General features: G+C 46.1%; 13 protein-coding genes. 5 read left to right on the top strand and 8 right to left on the bottom strand.

Annotated features, from left to right (window positions below; translation table 11 throughout):
• Positions 1 to 16 precede the first annotated feature (16 nt).
• From FOT42_RS08035 to FOT42_RS08025, 3 genes are all read right to left on the bottom strand, one after another.
• On the bottom strand, positions 17 to 922 hold the full coding sequence (locus FOT42_RS08035) for a geranylgeranylglycerol-phosphate geranylgeranyltransferase (protein ID WP_151890058.1): 906 nt from the start codon (positions 920 to 922) through the stop codon (positions 17 to 19).
• Between the two features lie 10 nt (positions 923 to 932).
• Positions 933 to 1,862 carry a mevalonate kinase family protein gene (locus FOT42_RS08030; RefSeq protein ID WP_151890057.1) on the bottom strand — a complete coding sequence of 310 codons (930 nt, stop codon included), beginning with the start codon at positions 1,860 to 1,862 and terminating at the stop codon, positions 933 to 935.
• A 137-nt stretch (positions 1,863 to 1,999) separates the two neighbouring features.
• Positions 2,000 to 3,085, bottom strand: a complete 1,086-nt coding sequence (locus FOT42_RS08025; protein ID WP_151890056.1) for a diphosphomevalonate decarboxylase — start codon at positions 3,083 to 3,085, stop codon at positions 2,000 to 2,002.
• A 92-nt stretch (positions 3,086 to 3,177) separates the two neighbouring features.
• Between FOT42_RS08025 and FOT42_RS08020 the strand changes: the two genes are divergently transcribed.
• The 3 genes from FOT42_RS08020 (at position 3,178) to FOT42_RS08010 (ending at position 6,024) form a co-directional block, all read left to right on the top strand.
• On the top strand, positions 3,178 to 3,654 hold the full coding sequence (locus FOT42_RS08020; protein WP_151890055.1) for a TspO/MBR family protein: 477 nt from the start codon (positions 3,178 to 3,180) through the stop codon (positions 3,652 to 3,654).
• Between the two features lie 117 nt (positions 3,655 to 3,771).
• On the top strand, positions 3,772 to 5,265 hold the full coding sequence (gene glpK, locus FOT42_RS08015) for a glycerol kinase GlpK (RefSeq protein WP_151890054.1): 1,494 nt from the start codon (positions 3,772 to 3,774) through the stop codon (positions 5,263 to 5,265).
• A gap of 30 nt (positions 5,266 to 5,295) precedes the next feature.
• Positions 5,296 to 6,024: an MIP/aquaporin family protein gene (locus tag FOT42_RS08010; protein ID WP_151890053.1), complete on the top strand. Its 729-nt coding sequence runs from the start codon at positions 5,296 to 5,298 to the stop codon at positions 6,022 to 6,024.
• A gap of 1 nt (position 6,025) precedes the next feature.
• Here FOT42_RS08010 and FOT42_RS08005 read toward each other — a convergent pair whose 3' ends face one another.
• Together FOT42_RS08005 and FOT42_RS08000 are read right to left on the bottom strand one after the other, a co-directional pair.
• Complete coding sequence (locus FOT42_RS08005; protein WP_151890052.1) at positions 6,026 to 7,297, bottom strand: BaiN/RdsA family NAD(P)/FAD-dependent oxidoreductase; 1,272 nt, start codon at positions 7,295 to 7,297, stop codon at positions 6,026 to 6,028.
• Positions 7,297 to 7,992: a glycerophosphodiester phosphodiesterase gene (locus FOT42_RS08000; RefSeq protein ID WP_151890051.1), complete on the bottom strand. Its 696-nt coding sequence runs from the start codon at positions 7,990 to 7,992 to the stop codon at positions 7,297 to 7,299. Before FOT42_RS08000 ends, FOT42_RS08005 begins: the two co-directional genes overlap by 1 nt.
• Before the next feature lie 242 nt (positions 7,993 to 8,234).
• On the opposite strand from FOT42_RS08000, the gene FOT42_RS07995 reads away from it, so the two are divergent.
• Positions 8,235 to 8,654 carry a hypothetical protein gene (locus FOT42_RS07995; RefSeq protein ID WP_151890050.1) on the top strand — a complete coding sequence of 140 codons (420 nt, stop codon included), beginning with the start codon at positions 8,235 to 8,237 and terminating at the stop codon, positions 8,652 to 8,654.
• Between the two features lie 175 nt (positions 8,655 to 8,829).
• Here FOT42_RS07995 and FOT42_RS07990 read toward each other — a convergent pair whose 3' ends face one another.
• From FOT42_RS07990 to FOT42_RS07980, 3 genes are read right to left on the bottom strand one after another with little or no spacing between them, the layout of a single operon-like run.
• The gene (locus FOT42_RS07990) at positions 8,830 to 10,701 is read right to left on the bottom strand and encodes an alpha-amylase family protein (protein ID WP_151890049.1); all 1,872 of its coding nucleotides are present in this window, start codon (positions 10,699 to 10,701) and stop codon (positions 8,830 to 8,832) included.
• Entirely contained in the window at positions 10,698 to 13,004 is a 2,307-nt protein-coding gene (locus FOT42_RS07985) for a glycoside hydrolase family 65 protein (RefSeq protein WP_151890048.1), read from the bottom strand. The genes FOT42_RS07990 and FOT42_RS07985 overlap by 4 nt, the downstream gene beginning before the upstream one ends.
• Positions 13,005 to 13,057: 53 nt before the next feature.
• Entirely contained in the window at positions 13,058 to 14,077 is a 1,020-nt protein-coding gene (locus FOT42_RS07980; protein ID WP_151890047.1) for a LacI family DNA-binding transcriptional regulator, read from the bottom strand.
• A 371-nt stretch (positions 14,078 to 14,448) separates the two neighbouring features.
• Here FOT42_RS07980 and FOT42_RS07975 point away from each other — a divergent pair, with 371 nt between their 5' ends.
• On the top strand, positions 14,449 to 17,535 hold the full coding sequence (locus FOT42_RS07975; protein ID WP_151890046.1) for a SusC/RagA family TonB-linked outer membrane protein: 3,087 nt from the start codon (positions 14,449 to 14,451) through the stop codon (positions 17,533 to 17,535).
• The last annotated feature ends 7 nt before the right edge of the window (positions 17,536 to 17,542 follow it).

Below are 17,542 nucleotides of genomic sequence, written 5' to 3'. Positions count from 1 at the left end.
TCACAGTGTCAAAGAATTACAAAATTCGGTTCAATACCAAATCTAAATCGATCAGAAGGATACTGAATACCCCTGCCACGATAATGAATTTCAATATGTTGTGCAGCCACACGTAATGTATTTTGCTTCCCGATATCCACAAGAGCACAAGGAACAGCACCAAAAGACCTATGCAGGCCATGAAGTAGAGGTACATGTACCCCACATCGAAGGTTTTGATGAGCAATAGGGCCGGTACAAGGGTCAGGGCAATCAAAAAAGTGATGAGGGATTTGGACACTTTGGGGCCATACATAATGGGGATGGTCCTGTAATTCTGCGCCATATCGCCAGCCATGTTCTCCAGATCCTTGATCATCTCACGGGCCAAAATCAACAAAAACAGGAACAGTGCATGCACAAAGATTACTGTTTTAAAATTCTGGTAGTACACGAACACCACAAAAAATGGGGCAATGGCCAAGGTGGACGAAACCAGGTTGCCCACAAAAGGAATCCGTTTGAGCTTGTGTGAATAGAACCAAATGCCAAAAATATAGGCCGAAAAGAACAGCACCGCCTTAAAGGAGATGTAACTGGCCACGAACACCGCCAAAAAGTTGAGGATGAAGTAGGTGGTGAGTTTAAAACGTTGGCTCACCAAACGGTCCAACATACTTTTGGTGGGCTTGTTGATCAAATCCTTTTCCGCATCATAGAAATTGTTGATGATGTATCCACTGGCAATGACCAGGGCCGAAGCAGTCACAATGAGGAATAAATTGAGGTCAAACACCACTTCCCGAAGGGGAATGTCCGGCGACAAGATATAGATGGACGCCAAATATTGCGCCAAGGTGATTACCAAAATATTATATCCCCTCACCACGGAAAACAGACTCAATAGCTTAAAAAGCAAGAGTTTGTTTTTTCTATTAAGCATGGGTTTGCTTTTAGAAGTTGTACACTACCTCCAGATTGTAGTCCTTGAGTGCTTTTTTGGCCTTTTCCAGATCTTCGGTAAAGCCCAAGATGTACCCTCCGCCTCCAGATCCGCAGAGTTTGAGGTAGTAATCATTGGTTTCGATGCCCTGTTTCCAGAGTTGGTGGAACTTGGCTGGGATCATGGGTTTGAAGTGATCGAAGACCACATGCGAAAGTTGCTTCAGGTTGCCAAAAAGGGACTTCACGTTGCCGTTCAGGAAATCTTCCACACAGGCATCGGTATGTTTGATGAATTGGTTCTTGACCATGTTCCTGAAACCTTCCTGCTTCATCTTCTCCATGAAAATCTGGACCATGGGAGCAGTCTCACCCGTCATTCCACTATCCAATAAAAAGACGGCACCCTTGCCGTTGGTATTCTGGGAAGGAATGCTGGTGGATTCAATATTGTCTTGGGAATTGATCAAAATGGGCAGGCTGAGATAGCTGTTCAAAGGATCCAGACCTGAAGACTTCCCGTGGAAAAAGGATTCCATTTTGCCAAAAATCTTCTTGAGCTGCAAGAGTTTGTCCCTCGTCAGGTTTTCCAATACAGTGATCTTGTCCATGGCATAACGGTCGTAAATGGCTGCGACCAAGGCCCCACTACTGCCAATGCCATACCCTTGGGGAATGGAACTGTCAAAGTACATCCCATTGGCAATGTCCGTTTCCAAGGTCTCCATATCAAAGGATACGAGTTTTTTGTCCAGATTTTTCAAGTAAGCAGCAAAAGCCTTTAGGCTTTCGTTGGACTTGCGCGCCATTTCCGAAGGGTTCTTGTCCCTTTTCAGCGCACCTTTGAAAAAATTATAGGGAATGGAAAGTCCTTTGGAATCTTTGATGATACCATATTCCCCGAACAGTAAAATCTTTGAATAGAAGAGTGGACCTTTCATATGCTGGTACTAAGATACAAACTATACTGTTTAATTTTTAAAAAATTACGATGAACAAAACTGTTTGATCTACCAAATCTTGTCCCGTGCCGAAAATTTGGGCAAATAACGTAAAAAAACAGCTTAACTATTCATTTTTAGTCGTTTATTTTGACCGCACCTTTCCCGACCCGATCATGTATGTACTGGCCGTTTTCGCAGTGCATGGCCAATTCATCATCAATGAAACGCTGCACATTCTCCTTGACGTTTTCCGGATAGAGCATGTGCACATTGGCCCCTGCATCCAAGGTGAAACAGACGGGGACCTTGCTCTCTTGCCGATATTTCCAGATTTTATTGATGATTTCCAGGGTATCGGGCTTCATCAGTATAAAATAGGGCATACTGGTCATCATCATGGCATGTAGGGTGAGTGCTTCGCTCTCCACCAGTTGGATGAATCCTTCCAAATCGCCACTGGCCAAAATAGGTTTTAGGCTGTCCAGGTTCTGTACCGCCTGTTGAAAGCGGTTCTCGGCATAGGGGTGGCCCTTCATGAGCTGGTGGCCCACCGTGCTGCTCACTTGTTTTTCCCCTTTGTGCACCAGCAAAATGGTATCTTGGTAGGTCTTGAAAACGGAATCTATCGCAAACGGGTACTCGGTCCCGTACAAATCCGAACTTTGGGGTATGTTTTCATGAATTCCCCATTCCACCAAACTTCCGTGAATGCTCCTACAGGCACTTCCGGAACCCAATCGGGCCAAATAGGACGCCTTCCTATTGAAGGTCGTGCGGTCCATGGTCGGGTCCAATTGTTTTTCAATGTCCATCAAGCAAAGGGACAGGGCGGCCATTCCACTGGCAGATGACGCAATGCCACTGCTGTGCGGAAAGGAATTGGAAGTATCTATGTCAAAATGGTATGCCTTCAGAAAAGGCAGGTAAGAAACTATCCTCTCGAAAAAAGTCAGGATCTTGGGTTTGAATTCCTCTTTGGGTTTCCCTTCGAACAACAGGTCAAAGGAAAAATCTGCATCTCCCTCTTTTTTTGTAAAAGTCACCGAAGTGGTCGTGGCGCAGGTATCCAACGTAAAACTGATGGACGGGTTGGCCGGAATCTGGACCGGTTTCTTTCCCCAATATTTCACAAGGGCAATATTGCTGGGCGCCCTCCAAGTCACCTTGCCCGACAAGGGAAATTCCTGATAGACATTGGGCAGAAAATCGTTCTCCGTCATTGAAAGGAAATTTGGACAAATATACACTTGCCAGCACCTAGCAAGAAATTGGATGCAAATAAATTCTTATTTTAGTTGCTGTTGCACCGACCATGAAAAAAAGAATTCTCTATATCACCATAGGTGTCCTTGTCTGCCTGCTGATCGGATTTCTGTCCAGTATCGCCACGCAGAGCTCGGTAAATGATTGGTACACAACACTCAACAAACCTTCGTTCACTCCCCCGAACGAGCTTTTTGCCCCTGTTTGGACTGCCCTTTATATTATGATGGGCATTTCGGCCGGTATGGTCTGGTCCAAGGGTTATCACCACATTTGGGTGAAGACCGCCCTGTACCATTTTGTGTTCCAGTTGTTGTTCAACGCTTTGTGGAGCATTGTATTCTTCGGTCTGAAAAACCCACTTTTGGGTCTTGTGGTCATTTTGATACTTTTGACACTTATCATTCTCACCATCAAATGGTTCCGGATCATAAGCAGACCTGCTGCCTATCTATTGGTACCCTATATGCTCTGGGTTGGATTTGCCGCCGTGCTGAACTATCGGATATGGGCCCTCAATCCCTAAAGTGAAAAATCAAGAGCAAGTGGAGAGTTCAAACCCAAACAAAAATACCGCTTCTCGGTTTTTGTGTAGCCACTCAGATAATATTTTAGTAAATTCAAGCGCACATAAATCACTAAAATGAGCCAATATATCCTTGCCCTAGATCAAGGCACTACCAGTTCCCGTGCCGTGGTCTTTGATGAAAAGGGAACAATTATCTCCGTAGCACAAAAAGAATTCACCCAAATATTTCCCAAACCCGGATGGGTAGAGCACGACCCTGATGAAATTTGGTCCACCCAAGCAGGTATGGCTGCCGAAGCGGTCAGTAAAAAAGGCCTCAAAGCGGAACAGATGGCCGCCATCGGCATCACCAATCAGCGGGAGACCGTGGTGGTTTGGGACAAAAAAACCGGCCGACCCGTCTATAATGCCATTGTGTGGCAGGACAAACGCACCGCAGATTATTGCGATGAACTGAAAAAGGCCGGAAAATCGGACCTCATCCGTAAAAAAACGGGCCTCGTGATCGATTCCTATTTCTCCGGCACCAAGGTGAAATGGATCTTGGACCATGTGGCCGGTGCCCGTGAAAAGGCAGAGGCGGGTGAACTGGCACTGGGCACCATCGACTCTTGGCTGATCTGGAAAATGACCGATGGCCAACTCCACATCACCGATGTGACGAACGCATCACGCACCATGCTCTTCAATATCAATACGATGGATTGGGACAATGAACTATTGGACCTCTTGACCATTCCAAAGAGCATGCTGCCCGAAGTGAAACAATCCAGCGAAGTGTATGGGCATACCTGTCCCAACTTTTTTGCTTCCAAAATTCCCATCGCAGGCATTGCGGGCGACCAACAAGCGGCCTTGTTCGGGCAGATGTGCACCAAACAGGGCATGGTAAAGAACACTTACGGCACGGGTTGTTTCATGCTGATGAACATTGGCGAAAAACCCATCGTTTCCCAAAACAACCTGCTGACCACCGTGGCCTGGAAAATCAATGGAAAGACACAATATGCACTCGAAGGAAGCATCTTTATTGCCGGAGCGGTGGTGCAATGGCTCAGGGACGGTCTTGGCATCATCAAAAATTCGGCAGAAGTGGAAAAATTGGCAACTTCGGTCGATAGTTCCGAAGGCGTGTTCTTTGTCCCCGCCTTTGCGGGATTGGGCGCGCCCCACTGGAACCAACATGCCCAAGGTACCATTTTTGGGTTGACACGGGGCAGCACCGATGCCCATATTGCACGTGCCGCATTGGAGTCCATTGCCTACCAGACCATGGATATCCTAAAGGCCATGGAAGCCGATTCCGGGATTTCCATCAAGGAATTGCGCGTGGATGGTGGTGCAACGGTGAACGATATGCTGATGCAGTTTCAGGCCGATGTGCTGAACACGGTGACGGTGCGCCCGAAGATTGTGGAGACCACCGTTATGGGTGCTGCCTATTTGGCCGGATTGGCCGTGGGCTATTGGAAAAATCCCGAGGAAATCCAAGATATTTGGCAGACCGATGTACATTTTGAACCTACCCAGGACCGCGAGGCCATTGAAAAAGGCATCCAGGGATGGTACAGGGCCATAAAAGCACTGGAACACTGGACCGAAAAATAATACCGTACAAAAACTAACTTCCAAACGAATATGACTCCTTTTATTGCTGAAATTGCGGGCACTTTTTTGTTGATGCTCATGGGTTGTGGCGTGAATGCCAATGTTTCCCTCCAAAAAACCTACGGAAATGGTTCCGGATGGATCGTGATCACCACTGGCTGGGCCTTTGCGGTTTATACCGGGGTGGTGGTGGCCGGTCCCCACAGTGGGGCCCACCTCAACCCTGCGGTGACCATTGGGTTGGCCGTTGCAGGGGAATTTCCCGTTGAATCCATTGCCAGTTACATCCTTGCCCAATTTATTGGTGCCATGCTTGGCGCATTTGCCGTTTGGCTCATGAACAAGGACCATTTTGATGCCACCGAGGACGGAAATACCAAAAGAGGCGTGTTCTGCAATGCACCTGCCATCCCCAACATCCCTTTGAATTTGTTGACGGAGATTCTAGGTACTTTTGTTTTGGTGTTTGCCGTGTTATATTTTACGGATGCGACACTGTCCACTGACAATGCCATCATAGGTCTCGGTTCTTTGGGTGCGTTGCCCGTGGCCTTGATTGTTTGGGGGATAGGTCTCTCGTTGGGGGGCACCACGGGATATGCCATCAACCCGGCGCGGGATATGGGCCCGAGGATCGTGCATGCACTGGTCCCTATCAAGAACAAAGGTTCCAATGGATGGGGCTATTCCTGGATTCCCGTTGTGGGACCGATTTTGGGTGCTGTACTCGCAGCAGGCATCGCCCTATTTTTGCAGTAGATCAGAATGAAGCAACAATACCCTGAGCGGCCAAATAGGCCCCAGTCCAGGCATTCTGGAAATTGAACCCTCCGGTTATGGCGTCCACATTGATGATTTCCCCAGCAAAATAAAGGTCGGGAAGCAATTTGCTCTCGAAGGTCTTAAAATTGATTTCTTTCAAATCGATTCCGCCAGCGGTCACAAATTCTTCCTTGAAGGTGCTCTTCCCCTCCACCCTGAAGGAACATGCAGTAAGTTGTTTGGAGAGTTCCTGCAATTTCTCCTTGGTAACATCCGCCCATTTTTCATCGGGTTGAATGTGGGCCGCATGTACCAGTTTTGCCCAAAGTCGTTTGGGGATATCGACGGCCGAGGTGCGCAAGACTGTTTTTTTGGCCTCCACTTCCTTCACCTTTCTTAAGAAAGCCTCCATGGAACCCGTGGTGTATTCCGGGGTCCAGTTGACGTTCAATCGGAAGGAATAATGGTAATCGTGCAATAGGTTGGCGCCCCATGCGGAAAGTTTAAGGATGGCAGGGCCGCTCAATCCCCAATGCGTCACCAAAACGGGCCCTTCCGATTGCAGGACGGGCTCTGTATGGCTTGTACTTTTGAGGCCAAGCCCTGTTCTTTCGGTCGCAAAAACCTTTTTGGGGAGTACTTCCACGGCCGCATCGACACTGATTCCCTGGATTCCGTTTATCCGCTCATCCGTGATATTAAAAGTGAACAGTGATGGGACCGGAGGAACGATGTGATGGCCCATTTGTTCCAATTGTTGCCATATTTTGGGGTTGCTCCCCGTTGCCAACAACAATTTTTTGGTCTGGTAGTGTTTGTTCATCGTGGTGACCTGCCAACCTTCATCCTTTCGTTCAAACCGTTTTACCGAACTGTTCCTCAATACCTTAACACCCAGTCTTTCTGCTTCGTTGAGAAAGCAATCGATGATGCTCTGTGAGGAATCACTTTTGGGAAACACACGTCCGTCCTCCTCTATTTTTAAAGAAACTCCACGTTCCTCGAAAAAAGACATGACATCCATAGGAGCATACTTGTGGAAAGGCCCCAGGAGTTCCTTTTCACCCCTGGGGTAATTGGTAGCGAGTTCCTTGGGTGAGAATTCGCCATGTGTCACATTGCAACGTCCTCCTCCAGATACTTTTACCTTGGAGAGTACCGTCTTTCCCCTTTCAAAAATGGCAATTTTCAACTCCGGCGCTTGCTCTGCAATATGGATTGCAGCATAGAAGCCAGCGGCTCCTCCTCCTATGACTATGACATCGAACATCAATGGGCCCGTTCAGGATAGTTGGTAATGATCCCGTCCACCCCAAACGCTTTCATCTGCTGGATGTCTTGGGACTCGTTCACGGTCCATGTGTAGACTTTCAGCCCTTCGGCATGCATCTTATCCACATTTTCTTGGGTGAGTGTCTTGAAATTGGGGTTGATGGCCACAGCATCCAGTTCTTTGGCCACTTGGATGGCCTCCAATGGATCTTCTTCGGTAAGTACGGCTATTTGAATGTCCTCATTGAGGTTGCGCATGGCCCTGAGTTCGTTCCATTTAAAACTGGAGATGATGAAATTCTCCGAGAACCATCCCTTGTTGTTGATATGATCATTGATGATGAAATTCACCCTATCGGCTGTTCCAGCTCCCTTCAGTTCTATATTCAGCGCCACTTGGTTGTTGATCACTTCCAATACGTTTTGGAGTTCCGGGATTTTGTGGCCACCCTCCAAAGTAAGTTGCTTCAGATCCACCATATTGTATTCCTCAATATCTCCGGTACCATCAGCCAACCTGTCCACTTTATCATCATGGAATACCACGATTTCACCGCTACGTATTTTGAACACGTCAATTTCAATCATATCCACACCTAGGTCCATGGCCTTCTGTATGGAAACCAAGGTGTTCTCCGTTTCGTGGCCCATGGCTCCTCTATGGCCAATGACCAAAGGTTCTGATCTCATCATACCACAACTATTAAAAAGAAGCATGGACATACATGCCCAAAGTAGGTAGGTCTTCATTCATGGTTTTTTAGCATGCTAAAAATACAATATGAAAACGAAACGGGTGCAGTCTTGAGGATTAAAACAAGGCTTGTTCCTGAAATAAAAAAACAGAATATGTCAATAAATGTTAATTATAATTAATGATATGGTAAAATTTTATTAATAAATTTATCATATTACTAACCAATAATTTAACGATTATGTTTTCAAAATCCAATTTACTGGCCACATTGGTTGGCACCGTCGTCATGTTCTTTTTGGGTTACCTTGTTTGGGGTATTGCCACTGTTGACTTTTTTTCCCAACATTCGTTAGTGGATGCCATGAAAGATCCTCCCAATTTGGGATTGATCGCCGTTGGGAACCTAATAGCTGTCTTTGCCCTAAGCACTTTGTACAGTAAATGGGCCAGGGGCCACCACTCCCTTAGCCAAGGTTTCACTTATGGGGCATGGATCGGGGTCTTCATGGGTGTTGGAATGGGACTGTTGCAGTATGGCACTATGATCTGGATGGATTTGACCGGACATGCCGTGGAAGCCGTTCTGGACATCGTGTTTTATGGAATCATAGGCGCAGTGATTGCCTTAGTTTACCAAAAAACGGCAGTCAAGGAATAGTATCTGGTCTTGACTTGATGGAGCTGTCTAAAAAGTGCCATTCTGAATAAAATGAAGAATCTTTTCGAGATTTAAAAATTTGAAAATAAGACGATAAAGATTTTTCGCCTGTCCCTTCGACTACGCTCAGGGTGACAGCTCAAAATGACAATTCTATCACTTTTTAGACAGCTTTTTATTTTACAAAACCGAGGATATAGGATTGAAGGGGTTGCAATTCCACTTGGATTTTTCCTTGCCCGTTCCCCACTGATAGCGTAGTATTGAAATCCCCAAACAGTTTATCCTGCAAAAGGTATCCCCCATCCTTCAATTGCCATTGGGCAATCACATCTTCCGGCAGTTTCAACTCAAATGCATAGTTTTTTCCTGCATCAAAATTGGTGACGATGATGAGTTTTTCATTTTCGGACCAACGCACATAGGACAACACTCTGTGGTCATACCCTTCGGTCCGTTCCTTATTGTAGAAGTGGATGTCCTGGTATTTACCCATCAGGGCATCACTTTGTATCGTGAAATTCAATAGATGCTTGTAAAAATCCCGAAGGCTTTTTTCTTCTTCGGAAAGCTGTCCGCCATCAAACTTTTTATTGTTCATCCATCCCTGGTGATGTGGCACTCCGATATAATCAAAAATGGATGTGCGGGACGGTTTTCCAAACCCGGCATCCTCCGCACCGGGTTCGCCAACTTCCTGCCCGAAATAGATCATGGTGGGCGAGGTGCTGATGGTTGCCGAAACGACCATGGCCGGTTTGGCCAATTTTGCATCCCCCACAAATTCTGGACTGGCGATACGCTGCTCATCATGGTTTTCCAAGAAATGGAGCATGTGGTGTTCAATATCGGCCACTTTTTGCTGAACTACGGGAATATGGTCCGTCCAACCATACCCTTTCATGATGTGCTTGATGCTATCATAAAGATCGACCTTGTCGTAGAGATAGTCCATTTTACCTTTGTGGATGTAGTCCCTATATAGGTCGGGGTTATATACTTCAGCCAATAAAAAGGCATCGGGGTTCTTCATTTTGATCGTGGAATTGAGGTAGCTCCAAAATTCCACGGGAATCATTTCGGCCATATCGAAACGGAATCCATCTACCCCAAAATCCAACCAGTAGAGGGCGATGTCCTTGAACTTATACCAAGAATCGGGCAGGATCTTGTCCTTCCAAAATTCAACATGGGCCTGATGGTCCTTACCGCCAAAGTCATCAGGAAGTTCCTCAAAATCTTTTGTCCCATCAGGACGCACCCCATAATTGATCTTTACTGTTTCGTACCAATCATTGAAATGGGGCTGTGCCAAGCGCGAGCCATTGCCTGTCCATTTTGCCGGGTTCTCTTCGAACTTGAAGTCGGCCAACACACTTTTATCTCCTCCCAATGGCAGGTAACCATCTTGCCATTCGGGAACCTTGAACGCTTCACCGGGGATATAGTAAAAATTGTTGTTGATGTCATATTCCTTGGAGGTATCATCATTTGCCCCGAAATCCCCTACCCCTTTGGGGTTGGTCTTCCCTTCATAGTTCCTGGCCACATGGTTGGGCACAATATCGATGATGACCTTCATCTCCGCGTCATGGGTCCTTTGGATAAGGGCCTTGAACTCTTCCAATCGGTTGGAGGGATCGGTGGCGAGGTCGGGATTTACATTGTAATAATCCTTGACCGCATAGGGAGAACCTGCTCGACCCTTGACCACATCAGGGTCGTCATTCGAAATTCCGTAGGCAGTATAATCATTGATCAGCGCATGGTGCGGCACCCCGGTGTACCAGATGTGGGTAATGCCCAAATCCTTGATCTCTTTGAGAGCTTCATCGGTAAAGTCGGCAAACTTGCCCACTCCGTTTTCCTCCAAAGTCCCCCAAGGCTTGTTGATGGTTTTGGTGTTCCCAAAAAGTCTGGTGAACACTTGGTAAACTACTATTTTTTTCTTCATAGATGGTTCAGTGGGCCTATGCCCTGTTCTTTCCTTGCATGAATATAACGCTCCCAGCACCATCAAAACAGTGATGAGTCGAATGGTTTTCATGCCTGGACCGTTTTCCCGGGAATCAATTGGACCGATTTGCCGTGCACTTGTATGGTGAGTGGTCCTTTCCCTGTAATCCCAAAAGAGCAGCCGTCCGCAGAAACAGTGACTGTAATGATCTGGTGCCTGAAATTGACCTTAAAGGAATAGGATTTCCATTGTTTGGGGATCCTTGGTTCAAAATGCAAGGTGCCGTCCAGCACCCTCATTCCGCCAAAACCTTCCACAATGCTCATCCATGTTCCTGCCATGGAAGTGATGTGAAGGCCCTCTTCCACTTCTTTGTTATAATCGTCCAGGTCCAATCGGGAGGTCCTTAAATAAAAGGTATAGGCCTGCTCCATCCGTCCCAATTTGGCAGCCTGAATGCTATGCACACAGGGCGAAAGAGAAGATTCGTGCACGGTGAAGGGTTCGTAGAAATCGAAATGCCTTTCCAGTTCTTCTTGGCTGAAATGATCCTCAAAAAAGTAAAACCCTTGGAGCACATCAGCCTGTTTGATGTAGGGCGAACGCAAGATCCGGTCCCAACTCCACTTTTGGTTGATGGGTCGTTCAGACCTGTCCAAATCCTGCACCTTGACCATTCTTTTGTCCAGAAACCCGTCTTGCTGGAGGAACACTTGGTGCTTTTCGGAATAGGGAAAGTACATATTGCCCGAAACCTTGGCCCAATCCTCAATTTCAGCCGGAGCTAGTTTTGTTTTGGCCATGATCCTTTCATGGTCCTTGGGATAGGATTCGCGAACCTTACTGATCTGTTCGATGGTATAATCGATACACCACTTGGCCAGATAGTTGGTGTACCAGTTGTTGTTCACGTTGTTCTCATATTCATTGGGGCCCGTTACGCCAAGCATGACATATTGCTGCTTTTCCTCTGAAAAATTGACGCGCTGGTGCCAGAATCGGGCTATTCCGATCAAGACTTCAAGGCCCATTTTGGGGATATAGTCGTAATCGCCCGTAAATCGATGGTAATTATAAATGGCGAAGGCAATGGCGCCGTTTCTGTGGATTTCCTCAAAGGTAATCTCCCATTCGTTGTGGCATTCCTCCCCGTTCATAGTGACCATGGGATAGAGTGCAGCTCCATTGGAAAAGCCCAATTTTTCGGCATTCTCAATGGCCTTCTGGAGATGGTTGTATCGATATTGAAGCAGGTTCCAAGCGACTTCTTGGTTTTTTGTGGCCATGTAGAAGGGCAAACAATAGGCTTCGGTGTCCCAATAGGTGCTTCCGCCGTATTTTTCTCCTGTGAACCCTTTTGGACCTATGTTCAATCGGGAATCTTTGCCCAAATAGGTCTGGTTGAGCTGGAAAATATTGAACCGGATGCCTTGTTGCGCTTTCACATCGCCTTCAATGTTGATGTCGCTCATCTCCCAGATCTTTGCCCAAGCATCTTTCTGTTTTTGGAGCAAATCATCGAACCCCAAAGCAGAGGCCTTCTCCAGCACCTTATTGGCGGCTTCCTGCAATTTATCCTTCGGGTGGTTCCTGTCCACCGTGTAACCTCCAAATTTTACCAAGGTCAGGGTTTCGTCCTTGCTGAGATCAACTTTATAGGCATGCCTCACCGACGTGCCGGTTTCTTCAACTGCGGGTTCCATGTCCAATGTATCCCCATCGACATAAAGTTCGCCCTGCATAAAGGTGCAGACGGCAAAATCGGTCTTCATGGTATGTGATGCCACAAAGGCCCGGTTCCCATACGAAGCAATATCGGTGATGTTCCAAAACTTATCGGCCCAATTGCTGTCCATATTTTTGATGCCCCCATCCAAATAGGGGACCACAACGACCTCGGCATCCGAGTTCAGCAGTTGTACATTATATTGTATGGCACCGGTCTCGTCCAAATCCAAGCTCAGGAACCTGACCACTTCAACGGCCACTTCCACATCGTTGGGCAGGGTGGCCACAAAGCTGCGTTTGTACCAACCTTCCTTCATATGGAGCTCTCGACGGAAATGTTCCACTTTTTTGCAAGTGTTCAGATCCAAGGCTTCATCATTTATGATGATATCCACCCCGATCCAGTTGGGCGCATTGAGGACCTTGGCAAAGTATTCGGGATAGCCGTTCTTCCACCAACCCACGCGGGTCTTGTCTGGATAATAGACCCCGGCAATGTAGCTGCCCTGAAAGGTTTCCCCTGAATATTGCTCTTCAAAATTGGCACGCTGGCCCATGGCCCCGTTACCTATACTGAAGAGGCTTTCGGAAGATTTTACCTGTTCGCGGTCAAATCCTTCCTCGATAATGGACCAAGGGTCTGCTTGGATATAGTCTTGATTCATAAATACTAACTTGGTGAACAACTGCGCCCGCCTAACGGACAAGTTGCACAAAATTACTGATTTATGGATTCCCTGATCACCAATGTGGGCTCTAAAATTTTAGTCTGATAGGTTTCCTCCTCTTCCTCGCTTTCAATTTTGTCGATGAGCATTTTGGCGGAGACTTCGCCCATTTTTTCCCCATGTTGCGCAACCACGGTAAGGCTTGGGTTGGCATATTTGGAAAGGACCCCGTCCGTGAAACCGATAAAGGAGATGTCATCCGGGATTTTCAGTCCGCTTTTTTGCACCAAACGCATGCTGTAAACGGCAAATATTTCGTTGACGCAGAGAACAGCATCCGGTTTTTGGGTCTCTAGGAATTCCTTGATGCGGTTTTCGTCCATCTCCATGGATGGCATCTTCAGCACTAGATCATCGTTTACCCCCAAGCTGCTTTCGGAAAGGGCCTTTTGGTACCCCATGGTCCTGGCCTTGCTCACACTCAAATAATCGCCCGTGGTGATCATGGCTATTTTTCTCTTTCCCTGTTCTATGAACTTTTTGGTGGCTATGTATCCCCCCAATTCATCATCGATGACCACCTTGTCGCAATCTATTTCATTGGTGATCCTATCGAACAACACGACCGGGATTCCCTGTTCAGTGACTTCTTTCAGGTGATTGTAGTCCCCTTTTTGCTGTGTTTCTGAAGAAAGTGACATGATAAAGCCGTCAATACTTCCATTGGCCAGCATTTCCATATTGATGACCTCCTTATCAAAAGATTCTTCCGAAAGACAGACAATTACGTTATACCCCCTGGCATTTGCATATTTCTCGATCCCCCGGATCACGGTGGTAAAGAAATGGTGCACGATGTCGGGGATCACCACCCCAATGTTCTTTGTCCTCTTGTTCTTGAGGCTTATGGCAATATTATTGGGCTTGTAGTTGTAGAGTTTGGCAAAGGCCTGCACCTTTTCCTTGGTATCCCTGCTGATCTCCTCGCTATTCTTGAGTGCTTTTGATACCGTGGATATAGATACTTCAAGTTCCCTGGCAATATCCTTTAAGGTAATCTTGGTTTTCAATATAGTAAATTTTAATCTTTTTGGTTTGACGTTGGAAATTACTCAATAAAGGGACAAGCCATCGGAGAAAACAAGCTTTTTAACAAAAACCCAAGACGGCTTTACAAAAACCCCAAAAAGAATGTTAATCGAACCAAAGCCAAAAAACACTATATTAGCATTGCAATTACGAAATTCTTTAAATAGACTTGGTTATTTTGTGATATGAACAAATCGACTCTTTAAGTTTTGCCAACCTCGCACCCACCCAAAGTTATCAACACGAAACCGTTTTCGTGGCAGATTACGAAATAGTTAAATTTCGATTAACATTTTTTTTATATATGTTTAACACTTGAATTAAAATTAACTAAACTTAAAATTAATCATTTATGAAGATTACGCTACTAAAAAGCTTTTTGTTGCTTGGGGCATTTTTATGCTTTGGCATGGTAAAAGCTCAGACAGTATCAGGTACCGTTTCGGATGCAAACGGACCTTTGCCAGGGGCTAGCGTATTGGTCAAAGGCACGACCAATGGTACCCAGACCGATTTCGATGGTAATTATACCCTCAACAACATCGATGGTGCGGCTACCTTGGTATTCAGCTACATTGGCTACAAGACGGTGGAAAGAGCGGTCAATGGCCAATCTACCATCAACGTGACCTTGGAAGAAGATGCACAGGCTTTGGACGAGGTGGTGATCATTGGTTATGGCCAAACAACCATTGAGGATGCAACGGGAGCTGTAGCCGTGGTTACTGCAGAGGATTTCAACCAAGGGGTGATTTCATCTCCTGAGCAATTGATCCAAGGTAAGACTGCGGGTGTGCAAATCACCCAAAGCAGTGGTGAGCCAGGAGCCGGTATCAATGTGAGGATCAGGGGTACAAGCTCTGTTCGTTCCAACAACAACCCGCTATTTGTTGTTGATGGGATGCCACTTTCCGGAGAGGACATATCAGCAGGTGGTGCAGACGTTGGTACAGGTACCAGTTCAGCAAAAAACCCTTTGAACTTCCTAAACCCCAACGATATTGAGAGCATCAGTATCTTGAAGGACGCATCTGCCACCGCAATTTATGGTTCACGTGGGGCCAATGGTGTGGTCATTATCACGACCAAAAGTGGAAAGACAGGGAAAGGATTGTTCGAGTTCACTTCAAATCTCAGCTACTCCACTCCTGCCAAAAAATTCGATTTGTTGAACAGGGAGCAGTTCTTGACCGCACTACCCGACTATGGTGGTGACCCAAATGCCTTGGATTTTGGTTCTGACACCGATTGGCAAGAAATCATTTTGAGAAGCACTGCCTCCCAAAACCAAAACCTTTCCTATTCCAAAAATTATGGAAGCGGTAATGTACGCGCCTCATTTGGTTACGGAAAGCAATTCGGGATTGTGGAAGGATATGCACAGGAGCGTATTACAGGAAGGATAAACGCTTCTCAACGTTTCTTTGATGATAAACTGAAAATCGATGCCAACCTTACCCTTTCAAGAATAAATGATGATGGGGGGGCCATCAGTAACAATTCGGGCTCAACAGGGGATTTGATAGGTGCCGCTTATTTTGCGAACCCAACTTGGCCAGCCAGTACTACCTTTACAACTGGTGGAAGTGAGATAAACCCGCTTCAATTGTTGAACTATTATGATGACGTGACCAATACGAATAGATTTCTTGGAAACGTATCCGCAGAATATAGTATCACAGATGAACTTAAAGCTAAAGTTGCCGTTGGATATGACGATTCTGATTCAGAAAAATATCAAGTTCAATCTGCACTTTCCACTGGTATTGGCAACGCTCCAGGCCAAGGTCAAGGTGCATTTAGCGTAGTGGAGACCACAGGAAAGCTTCTTGATGTCACCCTTACCTATGACAAAGAGTTTGAAAACTCCCACTTGACAGCATTGGTGGGCTATTCCTTCCAAAGCTATCAAAGGTATGGTAAGAATATCAGGGCCCTCGGATTTGGCTCAACCGATCTGAACCAAATGATCTCTGATTTGGAGAGAGCTACTTCTGCAATTGAGAGGCAGTTACCAGGTTCTTACCAGCAGTTCGGATACAATAACAATGGAACTTTCGTCAACCGCTTGTTCCCTGAAGTATCCCAAAACGAATCTGTGACTTCACCAACAGGAGTTCCCATCAGCGCAGTTGCCGGAGATTATTTTGACTATACCGATGAACTACAATCGTTCTTTGGAAGGGCTGAATATTCCATTGCCAACAAATATATCGTAACAGGTACTTTAAGGGTGGACGGATCCTCTCGTTTCGGACCGAACAACCAGTACGGTTATTTCCCTTCCGGTGCTTTTGCCTGGAAATTGAACGAAGAGGATTTTATAGGGGACACCTTTTCCACCTTGAAACTGCGCTTAGGTTATGGTATAGTGGGTAACCAAGAAGGTTTGGGATATGGTAACTTTACCGTAAGACAACGTTTTGCCGGAATCGGTATCGACCAAAACCAAAACATCAACCCTCCCGGTCTTGCGATACAATCATTCACCAATGACGACCTGAAATGGGAAGAAACCGCCCAAGCCAACATTGGTATCGATTTTGGTTTTGCCAACAATAGGTTCAACGGTAGTGTGGATTTTTACCACAAAACCACAAACGACCTTTTGTTACAGCAAGAAGCAGCACAGCCATCCCCACAACCATTCTACTTTGGAAATTTGGATGCCAAAGTAATCAATAAAGGGGTGGAATTGGCCATGAACTATGACATCATCCAAGCAGCAGACGCCAGTTGGAACCTTGGATTCAATGTGGCCTACAATGACAACATGGTAGAGGATTTTGATGGCCTCATCCAGACGGGTGAAATAAACGGCAACGGTCTAACCGGCGCCTATGCCCAGCTTTTGGCCGGCGGACAGCCTCTCTTCTCCTATTACCTAAGGGAATTTGGAGGATTTGATGAAAATGGTATTTCTGTTTATCCGAATGGGGATGTTCAGGAATTTGTTGGAAAAAGTGCATTGCCAAAGGTAACCATGGGTATCAATACCAGTGTTTCATACAAAAACTGGGATTTCAATGCCTTCTTGACCGGCCAGTATGGTTTTTACATCTATAACAATACCCAAAATGCCTACTTTACTGCAGGTATCATCGGTGTAGGGAAAAACATTACTGAAGACGTACTCACCAATGGGGAATCCAATGCCAATGCGGCAGATGTTTCAACCAGATTCTTGGAAAAAGGTGATTTCATGAGACTTCAAAATGCCTCTTTGAGCTACAACGTTCCTTTGAGCGGTGACGGAGGCCTAAAGAGCCTACGCTTATCCGTAATAGGCCAAAATCTTTTCGTCATCACTGATTATTCTGGACTGGATCCAGAGGTAAACGTGCCAAAATCATTGAACAATATCCCATCATTGGGAATCGACTATACGGCATTCCCAAGAGCAAGAACCGTCACATTAGGTATTAGCGCAACTTTTTAAAAAAATT

The sequence above is a fragment of the Flagellimonas hadalis genome, from assembly GCF_007785775.2.
Lineage (GTDB): Bacteria > Bacteroidota > Bacteroidia > Flavobacteriales > Flavobacteriaceae > Flagellimonas > Flagellimonas hadalis.
The sequence above is the reverse complement of the archived record's forward strand: the minus strand, read 5'-3'. Positions and strand labels throughout refer to the sequence as shown.